Annotated in this window: 7 protein-coding genes and 2 pseudogenes; 6 read left to right on the plus strand and 3 right to left on the minus strand. The window is 67.4% G+C overall.

Annotation, left to right across the window (positions count from 1 at the left end):
• Positions 1 to 469 precede the first annotated feature (469 nt).
• From ACIRQ7_RS35725 to ACIRQ7_RS35735, 3 genes and pseudogenes are all read right to left on the minus strand, one after another.
• Positions 470 to 1,618, minus strand: coding sequence for a DUF475 domain-containing protein (locus ACIRQ7_RS35725; RefSeq protein WP_404266667.1), 1,149 nt, complete (start codon positions 1,616 to 1,618; stop codon positions 470 to 472).
• A 62-nt stretch (positions 1,619 to 1,680) separates the two neighbouring features.
• Positions 1,681 to 1,824: pseudogene (locus tag ACIRQ7_RS35730) on the minus strand (TerD family protein); the annotation flags it as partial.
• Positions 1,825 to 2,106: 282 nt separating this feature from the next.
• On the minus strand, positions 2,107 to 3,399 hold the full coding sequence (locus ACIRQ7_RS35735) for an exo-alpha-sialidase (protein ID WP_404266668.1): 1,293 nt from the start codon (positions 3,397 to 3,399) through the stop codon (positions 2,107 to 2,109).
• Positions 3,400 to 3,701: 302 nt separating this feature from the next.
• Here ACIRQ7_RS35735 and ACIRQ7_RS35740 point away from each other — a divergent pair, with 302 nt between their 5' ends.
• The 6 genes and pseudogenes from ACIRQ7_RS35740 (at position 3,702) to rph (ending at position 13,216) form a co-directional block, all read left to right on the plus strand.
• Positions 3,702 to 5,759, plus strand: a complete 2,058-nt coding sequence (locus ACIRQ7_RS35740) for a phosphocholine-specific phospholipase C (RefSeq protein WP_404266669.1) — start codon at positions 3,702 to 3,704, stop codon at positions 5,757 to 5,759.
• 246 nt (positions 5,760 to 6,005) lie between these two features.
• Positions 6,006 to 7,215: pseudogene (gene fabV, locus ACIRQ7_RS35745) on the plus strand (enoyl-[acyl-carrier-protein] reductase FabV).
• A 305-nt stretch (positions 7,216 to 7,520) separates the two neighbouring features.
• Complete coding sequence (locus ACIRQ7_RS35750; protein WP_404266670.1) at positions 7,521 to 7,955, plus strand: VOC family protein; 435 nt, start codon at positions 7,521 to 7,523, stop codon at positions 7,953 to 7,955.
• A gap of 505 nt (positions 7,956 to 8,460) precedes the next feature.
• Positions 8,461 to 9,048: a hypothetical protein gene (locus ACIRQ7_RS35755; protein ID WP_404266671.1), complete on the plus strand. Its 588-nt coding sequence runs from the start codon at positions 8,461 to 8,463 to the stop codon at positions 9,046 to 9,048.
• 554 nt (positions 9,049 to 9,602) lie between these two features.
• On the plus strand, positions 9,603 to 10,010 hold the full coding sequence (locus ACIRQ7_RS35760) for a hypothetical protein (RefSeq protein WP_404266672.1): 408 nt from the start codon (positions 9,603 to 9,605) through the stop codon (positions 10,008 to 10,010).
• 590 nt (positions 10,011 to 10,600) lie between these two features.
• On the plus strand, positions 10,601 to 13,216 hold the full coding sequence (rph, locus tag ACIRQ7_RS35765) for a rifamycin-inactivating phosphotransferase (RefSeq protein ID WP_404266700.1): 2,616 nt from the start codon (positions 10,601 to 10,603) through the stop codon (positions 13,214 to 13,216).
• Positions 13,217 to 13,458 lie beyond the last annotated feature (242 nt).

Here is a 13,458-nt window from a genome sequence, read left to right on the forward strand (position 1 = left end):
CCCCGATCTTCGACCTCGTCGACTACGGCGTCGTCGGCGACCTCTTCGCCGTCGTCCCGGCCCTCACCGACGAGGTCAAGACCCGCAAGGGCTGACCGCACAAGCCCGCAGGAGAGCGCGGTTCCTGAGGCGACTCACGGCAATCACCGTCACGTTGGTGGCGGCAGCTGCGGCTCCAGGCCGGCACCGGCCGCCAGCCGGCGCTCACACCGCCACCGACCGACTGGAGCCGCTGCTGCCTCCCGACGACGGTCGAGCCGTTCCCCAAGGCCGCGTCACGCAGCGACCGCCACGACTACGCCGCCGTGCCCCGAGGACATGGGGCACGGCGGCAGTACGGCGAGCACGCAGAACCGTTCCTGACGTAGCGTCAGCAGAGCACGTCGGGGTGGACACCGTCCGCTTGCCGGCGGCGCTGCGGCCCCGCGCCGGCGGCCCGGCGTCTGAGCCGGGCCGACGGAGGCCCGGCTCAGACGCCGGAGGAGACCTCAACCTTCTCGTTGGACCCCGCGTCCGTCCCCTCGGCCGCCGCCAGCCTGCGGTTGCGCTGGACGGAGGAGATGAAGGACCAGGCGATCAGGACGACGCCGACGAGACCCGTGATGACCTCGTGGATCTCGTACTGGATGGTGATGAGCAGGATCACGGCGAGGGCGCCGATCGCGTAGTGCGCGCCGTGCTCAAGGTAGACGTAGTCGTCCAGGGTGCCCTGGCGGACCAGGTAGACCGTGAGCGAGCGGACGTACATCGCGCCGATGCCGAGGCCGAGCGCCATCAGGACGATGTCGTTGGTGATCGCGAAGGCGCCGATGACGCCGTCGAAGGAGAACGACGCGTCCAGGACCTCCAGGTAGAGGAACATGAAGAAGGCGGCCTTGCCGGCCATCACAACCGCAGGGACCTTCTTGCCGCTCTTCTTGGCCTCTTCCTCGGCCTCGTGCTCGCGCTCCTCCCCCTCCTCGAGCTTGTTCTCGAAGTAGCCGGAGAGGCCACCGACGATCAGGTACGTGATCAGACCGGCAACGCCCGAGATCAACACGGTCTCGGCCTTGTCGACGTGCGCACCGCCGTGCTGGTGGGCGTTGACCGCGAACGTCATCGAGGTGACGAGCAGAACGATCAAGGCGATGCAGACCGACAGCATGTCGACCTTGCCGAGCTTGGCGAGAGGACGCTCAAGCCACCCGAGCCACTTGATGTCACGGTCCTCGAAGATGAAGTCGAGGAAGATCATCAGCAGGAAGATGCCACCGAACGCGGCGATCGACGGGTGAGCGTCGGTCACCAGTTGCTTGTACATGTCCTTGTCGGTCATCGCCAGGTCGACGGCCTCGATCGGGCCGATCTTGGCACTGATGGCCACGATGGCGACGGGGAAGACGAGACGCATGCCGAACACGGCTATCAGGACGCCGAGGGTGAGGAAGATCTTCTGCCAGAAGGCATTCATCTTCTTCAGGATCGCGGCGTTGACCACGGCGTTGTCGAAGGACACCGAGATCTCGAGGACGGACAGGATCGCCACGATCCCGAAGCCGGTCCACCCCCCGTAGAACACCGCCGCGACCAGGCCGAGCACGGTCACCGCGAACGACCAGCCGAACGTTTTCAAAAGCACTGGCTACCCCATCGTTTTGTACGCGGCTCCCCCGCGACGTACCTGACTTTACGAAACATTGACCCGAAGTCTAGAGCGATGCCTCGCAGCCCTGCCGCCGATTCCGGGCCAACGGCACGGAACGTCCACTCACCGCCGTGCCGGTAGACCTCGCCGAAGATCATCGCCGTCTCCGTGGACGCATCTTCGCTGAGGTCATAGCGGGCTCCGATGCGCGGCGATCGGGGCGGCGTCGGTGGGTTCGATCAGGCGGATCCTGGTCCTGCTGGGCATGGGCTGATCCTCGTCGCGGTGCGTCAAATGAGACGGCCAGCCTATGCAAGGGCCCCCGCGCCGCCGCATTCTGCGCCCGCCGGAGGAACGAGCCGATCGCGCAGCTCGTGTGCTCGATACCCGCACGCAGAAGGCGCCTTCCGCCTGGACCGACAGAACCCCTCGACAAGGTTCTTCGCCCCAGCGCAGAAGGGCACCATCTGCTCGTGCCTGCCTCAGGCAGGGCCCTGCGCGTAGAAGGGCTTGCAGCGGCCGCCCACGGTGTCGGTGGCGATCTCCAGCACATTCTTCCCGTCGGCTGTCGGCAGCAGCGCGCTGCTGTAGTTCGCGCAGGAGTCCTCCTTACCGGAGTTCACCGTCACCGGAGCGCGCTTGGACTGCCACGCGCCCTCCCCGCCCTTGCTGTTGGTCCAGAGCGTCCGTTCGCCGCCGAGACTCGGCTTGCCGTCCCGGTCGCGCGTCACCTGCCCGATCAGCATCAGCTTGCCCTGCGGGTTGCCGCTCTCGGGAGCCCACGCCAGCGTCGGCGCGTGGGCGAAGTAGTGGCCGTCGGCGGTCTCCGGACGTGTCCCGAGGTCCGACGGCCTGCCCCACTCCCAGCCGTCCTCGGAGGTACGGGTGTGCACGACGCACGCGTACTTCCCGCCGGGCGTGCAGATCTCGTAGACCATGACGTACGAGCCGTCCGGCATCTTCCGCACGACGGCCATCCCCGGCCGGTCCGGCTCCTGGACGCTCTCGACGGTGGCGTGCCGCCCGTTCCAGTTCCTGCCGTCCGAGGTGCGTACGGCCATCAGCTTCTGACTGTGCTTCGGGTCGGTCTCGTCCGAATAGTGGCACACGAGGTTGCCCTGCGCGTCGATGGAGAACTCCGGCTCCCACAGGCCCCCTTCGTTCCCGGCGGTCGCGGCGATCGACAGGGGCGACCAGGAGCGTCCGTGGTCGGTGCTCTTGAAGACGCGGATCGACATCGTGCGGGGCATCTCGGTCTGGCCCGGCGAATCCGCCCACAGCAGTGTCCCCGCGGGCATGTCACCGATCCGCTGCGGCAGTTCGTACAGCGTGGTGCAGCACAGCCCCTTGCCGCCGGCACCCTCAGGGTCGGTTACCGAACCGACCTCGCGGAACGTCTTCCCGTTGTCAGAGCTCTCGTGGATGACGCCGACCCCGTCCTTGCTCCGGAAGGTGACGTTCGAGGTCAGGATGCGGCCGTTGGCGTCTCCGCTGTGCTGCAACCGGATCGCCCGCGGGTAGAGCCCGGGCTCCTTCTGCAGCGGCCGCCGCGCCGAGACCCCCGCCTTCCCCTCCAGCGGTTCGGCGGCGGTGGGCGCGGAGCCCGCCCTCCCCTTTCCTCCGCCACTTCCGCTTCCCGTGCCGTCGGCGCCTCCCTTGGACTCTCCGCCGACGACAGCTTGCGTGACCACCACCGCCAACAGGATGCACAGGAGAGACGAGCCGAGTATCAAGAGCAGGCTGCGCCGGCCGAAGGGCGCACGTACGAAGGGCATGAACTTCCCAGCAATCGAAGATCGTTGTTGATGCCACGTTGTCACAGGAGGCTGGGCAGCAGCGAAGGGCACCGGCACCGGCACCGGCACCGGCACCCACGCCTTCCTCAGCCGCAGGACAGCAGAACACCTACCCCGCCCTTACTCTTCGGTAGGGAGCGAGGCCGCAAAGGCACTCCACGTTGCTTCCGAAGAGAAAATATCTCCGGCCCTTCACCATTCCTTCGCACTATTTGACGTCTCAAGGGCGGGCCGGATTACGGTGACCGACCCTCTCCCCCACGCTTCAGAGGTACAGCTCCATGCCTGAATTCAACCGCCGCCGCTTCCTCCAGGTAGCGGGCGGCACCGCCGGCGTCGCGGCTCTGTCCGCCAGCATCATGCGCGCCGCCGGCATCCCCGCCTCCGGCCGGTCCGGATCGATCCAGGATGTCGAGCACATCGTGGTGCTCATGCAGGAGAACCGCTCCTTCGACCACTACTTCGGCACCCTCAAGGGCGTCCGGGGATTCGGTGACCCCCGGCCGCTGACGCTGGAGAGCGGAAAATCCGTATGGCATCAGTCCGGTGGTGGCGAGGAAGTCCTCCCGTACCACCCGGACGCCGACGATCTGGGAATGCAATTCATCGCCGGGCTGGACCACGACTGGGAAACCGGTCATCAGGCATGGAACAAGGGCAAGTACGACGACTGGATATCCGCCAAGAGCGCCGGAACGATGGCTCACCTGACCAGGGAAGACATACCGTTCCACTACGCGCTGGCCGACGCCTTCACGGTCTGCGACTCCTACCACTGCTCCTTCATGGGAGCCACCGACCCCAACCGCTACTACCTCTACAGCGGTCACGTCGGAAACGACGGCAAGGGCGGCGGACCGGTACTCGGCAACGAAGAAGCCGGCTACGACTGGACCACCTATCCCGAGCGCCTGGAGAAGGCCGGGGTTTCGTGGAAGGTCTATCAGGACACCGGCGACGGCCTGACCGAGGACGGGCTCTGGGGCGCCCTGGAGGACGCCTACCGCGGAAACTACGCCGACAACTCCTTGATGTTCTTCAACAAGTTCCGCAACGCCAAGCCCGGCGACCCCCTTTACGAGAAGGCGTGCAAGGGAACGAACATCAAGAAGAGCGGCCATCTTCTCGATGACCTCCGGGCAGATGTCAAGGCCGGAACCCTGCCGAAGATTTCCTGGGTCGCCGCCCCGGAAGCGTTCTGCGAGCACCCCAACTGGCCCGCGAATTACGGCGCTTGGTATATCTCCCAGGTCCTGGACGCGCTGACGTCCAACCCCGAGGTCTGGAGCAGGACCGCCCTTTTCATCACCTACGACGAGAACGACGGCTACTTCGACCACGTACCCCCGCCCTACCCGCCGGCCGACTCCTCCTGGGGAGCGTCCACCGTCGACACCGAGCTCGACCTCTTCCCCGGCGACAGCAGCTACAGCGCGGGCCCCTACGGGCTCGGCATGCGGGTCCCCACCCTCGTCGTCTCCCCGTGGTCGACCGGTGGCTACGTCTGCTCCGAGGTCTTCGACCACACCTCCATCATCCAGTTCATGGAACGCCGCTTCGGCGTCCACGAACCGCATATCTCCCCCTGGCGCCGCGCGATCTGCGGTGACCTGACCTCAGCCTTCGACTTCAGCCTCAAACACACCAAGCACGCACCGCTGCCCAGCACCGACGCCTACGAGCCGCCGGACAAGGAGCGGCACAGCAGCTATACCCACTCCCCGCCGGCGGCCCCGGCCCTGCCCAAGCAGGAAAAGGGCACCAGGCCCACCCGGCCCCTTCCCTACACACCCCTCACCACCGCGGCCGTCAAACCGTCCAGCGGCAACATCAAGCTCACCTTCACCCCGGGTGACGAAACCGGAGCCTGTTTCCTCGTCACCTCCGGCAACCGTGACGACGGTCCCTGGACCTACACCGCCGAAGCGGGCAAGAAGATCTCCGACACCTGGAGCACCGGCCCCTCCGACGGCACGTACCACCTGACCGTGCACGGCCCCAACGGCTACCTGCGTACCTACAAGGGCGACGCCGCGACCCCGAGTCCGGAAGTCACCGGCCACCACGACGAACCCACCGGCCGCATCAAACTCAACATCAGCAACCCCGCCAAAACCGCCTGCCACCTCACCATCACCAACGCCTACGGCGGCAAGAGCAACAAGGTCACCATCGAGGCGGGTGCCCGGCAGACCCGATGGGTCGACCTCGGCCACAGCAAGCGCTGGTACGACCTGCGCGTGCACTCCGACAGCGACAACACCTACCTGCGCAGGCTCGCCGGCCACGTCGAGACAGGCCGGCCCGGCACCAGCGACCCCGCGCTCCGCACCGCCTGACCCACCCCCACACCAGCGAGGCGCGCCCGTCCCGCCCGATGTCCGCCCGTCGCTCAGCCTGGCGTTCCTGGCCTGGACGAGCTCATAGTCCTTGGCGGGCCCATGTCCCGGTGCCTGTAACCCTGATGGCCTGGCCATGGGGAACGGGACGAACGGGACGGGACAGGGCCCGCCACCGGCGCAAGACCGAGGGGAGCGGGCTGCGGCCTCCGCGTCCTTGTCCGTGACGACACCTGGGACCACATCGTGAGCGAACGCGTCATTGCGCCCAAGAGCCGGGGCTTCCTGTTCCTCGACTCCCATCCTGGCGGCTGTCGACAGCTGGTGGACGAGATGTGGCAGGCCGTCCCCGCACCGGTCCCCGCCGGGGGGCGAAGGACCGGTGGCTCTGGTCATCGGCTCGTCCGCCGGCTATGGCCTGGCCGCTACGATCGCGGGCCTGGCCCGTGTCGGCATCCGTGGGATCGGCGTGTGCTTCGAGAAGGCGCCCGCGCGGCGCACCGGCACAGCCGGCTGGTATCGCACCGCCGCCACCGCCCGGCTCGCCCAACAGCACGGGCGGGACATGGTCTTCCTCAATGGCGATGCATTCAGCGACACGGTGAAGGAGCAGGTTGCCGACCTGCTCACCGAGCGGTTCGGGGGACAACTCGACTACCTGATCTACTCGGTGGCCGCACCTCGCCGTACCGACCCGGACACCGGCACCGTGTACGCCTCGGCCCTCAAGCCGATCGGCTCGCCGCACACCACCAAGACCCTCGTCTTCGACGAGGACGGTGCCCCGGAGGTGAAGGAGGTCACCACCGCGCCCGCCGAGGACGACGACATCGAGCAGACCGTGGCGGTGATGGGCGGCGCCGACTGGGAACGGTGGATCACCTTCCTGGCCGACCGATCCCTGCTCGCCGAGGGCTTCGCCACTGCCGCCCTGTCCTACATCGGCTCGCCACTCACCGCGGCGATCTACCGGCAGGGCACCATCGGCGCCGCGAAGTCCCATCTGGAAACCACCGCAGGCGCGTTGAACGAGCGCCTCGGTAAGACCGTGGGCGGCCGGGCCGTGACCTCCGTCAACGCCGCTGCCGTCACCCAGTCCTCCACCGCCATCCCCGGCATCGCCCTGTACGTCGGGCTGCTGCGTGGTGTCCTCGGCGACGCGATGGTGGCCCCGATCGGTCAACTGGTGGAGCTGTGGGACCAGCTGACCGGCGTCCGCCCCCTCGACCTCGACGACGAGGGCCGGGTCCGTCTCGATACCTGGGAACTCGACCCCGCCGTGCAGACAGCCATCGCCGAACGCTGGAGCGCCGCCGCGAGCGACACCATCACCGAACTCGCGGACCTCGACTGGTTCAGCAACGAAGTCCGCCGCCTCTACGGCTTCTCCGTCCCCGGCGTCGACTACACCGCCGCCGTCGAAAGCGACGTCCCCTGGCCCACTCCCACCACCTGACCCGCGCCACGAATGTCCCCATCGCGTCGTAACGAGGTCGCGGCGCCAGTCCTGATGACCTCTGAGCCGTTCACGCGTCGGCAGCACGAGGGACCGCAGCGAAGGCGGATCCAGGACGGGCGTCTAGGACTCCTGCAACAAGGGGCGACTACACGCGGGTACGCCGCGACAGACCGGTGCTGGGCAGCATCGGCAGCGCGCCTGCCGGCCAGGCCCAACACGTCACCAACTCATGCCAGGCGAGACCTCGCCCCCGCGGCAGAAACAGGGTCTCGCCCAACAACACGCGCCGCTATGGTGGCCCGATGGCATCGATCAGGCAGGTCCAAGTCACCTTCGACTGCGCAGAACCTGAGCGCGTCGCTCGCTTCTGGTGCGAGGTCTTGGGGTACGTCGTGCCGCCGCCACCGGAGGGGTTTGCCAGTTGGGGCGATTTTGATCGTTCGCTGCCGCCTGAGCGCCAGGGTGCAGGGTTCGTCTGCATGGATCCCGAAGGTGTGGGCCCGCGGCTGTACTTCCAGCGCGTTCCCGAAGGCAAGGTCGTCAAGAATCGGGTGCATCTTGACGTGCGCGTCGGCACCGGGCTCGTGGGTGAAGAGCGCGTAGCCGCACTTGAGGCCGAGTGCGCACGACTGGTCGCGCTCGGCGCGGTACGCGATCGACTACTGCTTGCCGATGAATACGACGAGTCGTGTCTCGGGATGCGGGACATCGAGGGCAACGAGTTCTGTCTCGACTGAGGGGCCGCGAACGTGTCCTCGTCCTCCTCCACGGGGCAGGACGAGGAACTGCCCTCGACCGGGTACCTCGTGAACGCGTCAGCGTGTCCCGAGGCCCATGGCCTCCGGACCATTGCAGAGGCCTTTCCTCCTCACGAACGGAGTCAGTCCGCCATTCCTCGCACGCTAGAGGGTGGGGCCTGACAAGATCAGCCAGGGGCGGCCGGCTGGGTCCCATACCCAGATTTCAGTGACGGACGGCCGCCCTCACCTCCGCCGACGGCGTCGTACGGACAGCCCGCCAGAATCCGCACATACCTCCAACCGCGCCCAGCTCTGACGGTATTCAGAAAACTCACACCCCTCAGGCGCAGACTTGAGGTCACCCGCATGTCCCAGCCGGGCCCATAGCCCTAACTGACATCCAGCAAGGTACTTCCTCGAAATATGTCCGCAGGCCATGGCCATTGCTCAGAGATGGGTACCATCCCCAGCAATCACCGTCAGGCGATAGAGGAGCGGAACCATGTCGGACTCACCATTCGCTGCGCAGGTGGATACTGAGCTGCAGCGCGTAACTGCGAAAATCGAGCAGTTGCAGAGCCTCAAGTCCAAGCTCGAAGACCTCAAGCAGGCCCTCCCTCAGCCGGCCGAGGAAGCACAGACCCCGTCAGTTGAGCAGGCCGATCCCCCTCCTGCGGACACGGAGCACGCCCTGGTGCCTCAGGCGCGACGCGCGAACACCTCGCCGACGAAGGCCAAGTCCACGAAGGCCAGGCCCACCAAAACCGCTCCGGCAAAGAAGGCAAGGAGCTCCAAGAAGGCGGCGAAGGCCCCCCAGGCGCGACGTACGCGCACGGACCGGATCTTCGAACTGCTCGATGAGCAGCCCCGATCCGCGGCAGAGGTAACGAAGCTTCTGGAAGAAAAGCACCCCGACCAGAAGGGGCCGGAGAGCACCGTGCGGACGGCACTGAATTCGCTCGTCGGACAGAACCGCGCATACCTCAGCAGGCAGGGATCAGCTGTGTTCTACTCCAGCACCGCCACCGGTGGCGCCACAGCCGACGCCCCGGCCACAGCTTCAGTGGAAGCCGTGGCCACCGAAGCCTGACCGTCAGCCGCCTGCCGGCATCCGGACGGCCGGCAGGCGAGGCTCCCGGCAACGCAAAGACAGGTGTGTGGCGTCCACTGTCCACAGCAGTGCTCTCGGATACGCGTCGGATATGAGTCGGATACGAGGGAGCGGGCGTCGCGCAGGATCAGTGGAGCGCGGTACGGGGCCCCTTCTGCGGCGGGCGGGGAACACACTGTTGCCGCCTGCCGCATGGGCCGCGTGACGATACTCCCCGCACAGGGGGACGCCCCCGGGGCACTCCTCCCCGGCGCCTCGCGCGCTGCTACACGCGAATGTGGCGATGGTCCTTGGGCAGTCGATACGACCGGTCCAAGTAGCTTGAAGGACCTGCAGGCCCCACCCTCGCCCCGCTCAGCCGACGCGCGAGGAGGCGCGGCCGCCGGGCTCGTCGCCAGGGTGCCTCACGTGCGATCCCTCTCATTCTCATCCGCGAAGGCGATGGCGCTGCCGGCCATCCGGCCTGGCCGGGCGACTTCGACCCCGATCGAGGCGACCGCGTCGGAGAGGTTCACCCAGCGTCGGGCGCGGCGTTGCAGGGTTTTGCCGGGGACGGTGCCGGCGGGACGTACTTCTTCTGCGGCGATGGTGGCGAGGAATGCCCGGTCCTCTACGCGGACTCCGAGGGCGGCGCGGCTCTGGTCGCGATCGGTCTGACGGAGCTCCTGCAGCTCTTGCTGGTCGCGCCCTGGTGGCGTGACTGCCAAGCGTTCACCGCACAGGAGAGCACTGAGCTCGCTGCCGAGTACCTGGAAGACATGCCCGACCTGGCCGCTCAGCGGAACCTTGCGGCCGCTGCTCTCGGCATTGACCTACCCACCGAGGCCGTTGTCCTGGCGCGCCTGCGCGAGGTCGCCACCGGGGCAGGCAAGGACTATGCCCTGATCTTCACGCCCGAGAACTATCCCTACAAGCCGCTCATCACCGCTGGAAGGCCATGACCGACGCCACTGGCGGCGTGCCCGACGGTGTTCGGGCCTGCCGACATGGGAAGGAACTTCTGGTTGGTCCGCGGCTGCATCCGTAGGCCGGGCCGAGGGGATATGCGTCTGGGCCAACGACGCGTATCCGTACGTGGTCGGCCGCCTCCGCCCGCCCCCGCTTCGCGAGAGCTGGCCAGTCCCAGCGGACGGCAAAGAGTAAAGGCAAGGAGAGCACTCTCCTTGCCACTCTTAATTTATAGCGCGTTGGGGGGCTTGCGGCAAGGCCCCGGTCATGGCGCAGAATCATCGGCCGGTGCCACAGCCTGCGGAAACGGGGGGCACGACGTGCGTGTGTTGCCGACATATGGGGGACGCGGTGGCGTCGAATCAGTGGTGGGGCCGGCAGTCCGGTTGCGGGCGCTCGGAGCGGAAGTGCGGGGGTGCGCGCCGCGCGGCTGGGCGGAGCGGCCGGCCGGCCCGCCGGGGGGAAGGGAATCGGGGACAGGGATGAGGACGTGCGCGACAAGAGCTTCGACAGGGTTGGAGGCGCCGATGATGCAATCGGTCGGCGCCGTGGGACAGGACACGACTGCCTCGGAGGTAGCGCGATGATCGAGCAGTACGTGCGGGATCTTGAAGAGGTTGACGGGACGCAGGTCGCGGTCGTTGGCGGCAAGGGCGCGCACCTGGGCGGGCTGTCGCACATCGACGGCATCCGCGTGCCGGGTGGCTTTTGCGTGACGACGGACGCGTTCCGGCGAGTCATGGCGGCGGCGCCGTCGATGGGCGATCTGCTCGATCAGCTGTCGCGATGGGACCCGGACGACCGGGAGGCGATCCGCACGCTCAGCGCGCAGATTCGCCGGACCATCGAAGGGATCGCCCTCCCGGACGATCTCGCGGCGGCGATCACCCGCGCGCTCGCCGGGCTCGGCGAGCAGGCGGCTTACGCCGTCCGATCCAGCGCGACGGCTGAGGACCTGCCGACGGCTTCCTTCGCCGGCCAGCAGGACACGTACCTGAACGTCGTGGGGCCGGCGGCGATCCTCCAGCACGTGAGCCGGTGCTGGGCCTCGCTGTTCACCGAGCGGGCCGTGACCTACCGCCAGCGGAACGGCATCGACCACCGTACGGTCCACATGGCCGTGGTCGTGCAGCAGATGGTCTTCCCGCATGCGGCAGGCATCTTGTTCACGGCCGACCCCGTCACGGGCAACCGGAAGGTCGCCACCGTGGATGCCGGCTTCGGCCTCGGTGAGGCCCTGGTCTCGGGCCTGGTGAACCCGGACGTCTACAAGGTGCGCGACGGCGAAGTCGTCGCCAAGGCGATCGCCGCCAAACAGCGTGCCGTTCAGGCCCTGGCGGCCGGCGGCACGCAGGAAGTGGCGATCGACTCGCAGCGGCAGGAGCAGCCGGCGCTGACGGATGCGCAGGTCCTGCGGCTCGTGCAGCTCGGGCGGCGGATCGAAGCGCACTTCGGCCGCCCGCAGGACATCGAATGGTGCCTGGACGATGATGACTTCCAGATCGTCCAGAGTCGGCCGATCACGACGCTGTTCCCCATCCCCGAGACCGATGACCAGGAGAATCACGTCTACGTCTCCGTGGGTCATCAGCAGATGATGACCGACCCCATGAAGCCCCTGGGGTTCTCCATGTGGCAGCTGACGGCCATGGTGCCGATGCATGAGGCCGGCGGGAGGCTGTTCGTCGACGTCACCCGGCGCCTGGGCTCGCCCACGAGTCGCGCCGGCCTCCTGGACATCATGGGGAGGGGCGATCCGCTGGTCAGGGACGCTCTGGAGACCGTCCTCGACCACGGCGACTTCGTCCCGTCGCTCCCGGACGCGAGTCCCGGCGGGCCGCCGGTCGGCGGCGCGCCCGCCCCGATCGAGACCGATCCGGCGATCGTCACCGGGCTGATCGAGCGCAGCGAGGCGTCGATCGCCGCTCTGCGGCGCGACATCGGGAAGAAGAGCGGACCGGCGCTGTTCGACTTCCTGCTGGAGGCTTTCGAGGAGCACAAACGAGTTCTCAGTGATCCGCTGAACCTTCAGGTGATCATGGCAGGGATGGAGGCCACATGGTGGCTCAACGACAAGCTGCAGGAGTGGCTGGGCGAGAAGAACGCGGCTGACACGCTGACCCTGTCCGCCCCGGACAACATCACGTCGGAGATGGGGCTGGCGCTGCTCGACGTCGCGGACGTGATCCGCCCGCAGTCGGAGGTGGTGGAGTTCCTGCAGGGCGTCGAGGACGTCGAATACGTCGATTCAACAGACTTCCTGGACGAGCTGCCGAAGCTCGCGGGTGGGGCCGAAGCGCGCGACGCCATCGAGGCCTATCTCGACAGGTACGGCATGCGCTGCGTCGGCGAGATCGACATCACCAGGCCCCGTTGGCGCGAGCGCCCCACCACGCTCGTGCCCGTGATCCTCGACAACGTCAGGAACTTCGAGCCGGGCGCCGCCGAGCGGCGCTTCGAGCAAGGGCGGCAGAAGGCGCAGAAGAAGGAACAGGAGGTGCTGTCACGCTTGCGGGCTCTGCCGGACGGGGACCGGAAGGCCGACGAGGCCAAGCGGATGATCGACCGGGTCAGAACCTTCATCGGGTACCGGGAGTACCCGAAGTACGGCATCGTCAGCCGCTACTTCGTCTACAAGCAGGCCCTGTTGGAGGAGGCCGAGCGCCTCGTGCAGGCAGGCGTGCTTCCGGAGAAGGAGGATCTCTTCTACCTCACGTTCCAGGAACTGCGCGACGTCGTGGGCTCGCACCAGGTGGATGAACGGCTCATCCAGCAGCGCAAGGACGCGTTCCGGTCGTACCACGCGCTCACTCCGCCGCGGGTGCTCACCTCGGATGGTGAGGCCGTCACCGGGGCGTACCGGCGCGACGACGTTCCGGCCGGCGCCCTGATCGGCCTGCCGGTTTCCGCCGGGACGATCGAGGGGCGGGCCCGCGTCATCCTGGACATGGCGGATGCCGATCTCGAAGCGGGCGACATCCTGATCACGACCTTCACGGACCCGAGCTGGTCGCCGCTGTTCGTCGGCATCGCGGGCCTGGTGACGGAGGTGGGCGGCCTGATGACCCACGGCGCGGTGATCGCCCGGGAGTACGGCTTGCCGGCCGTCGTGGGTGTGGAGCAGGCCACCCGGCTGATCCGGGACGGGCAGCGGATCCGCGTGCACGGAACCGACGGGTACATCGAGATCCTGTCCTGACCGACCGCACCGGGAGCCTCGTCCGCCCATCCGTAGCTTCCGGTTGAACAACGTCACGCAGGTGATGACCGGCCCACGAGCCCTGTCCGCGACGCACATGCGTCCACGCGGACAGGGCTCGTGGCTGTTCTTCGCCTGGGAAGTGCCTCTTCCGCTGTCGCGTACAGGACCTCAGAACGTCCGATCGTGACAGTTGAGAGGCACTTTTCGCGTTCTCGATCACTTGGTGGGAGGCGGCCTTC

Source organism: Streptomyces sp. NPDC101393, assembly GCF_044767385.1.
In the GTDB taxonomy this organism is placed as follows: Bacteria; Actinomycetota; Actinomycetes; order Streptomycetales; family Streptomycetaceae; genus Streptomyces.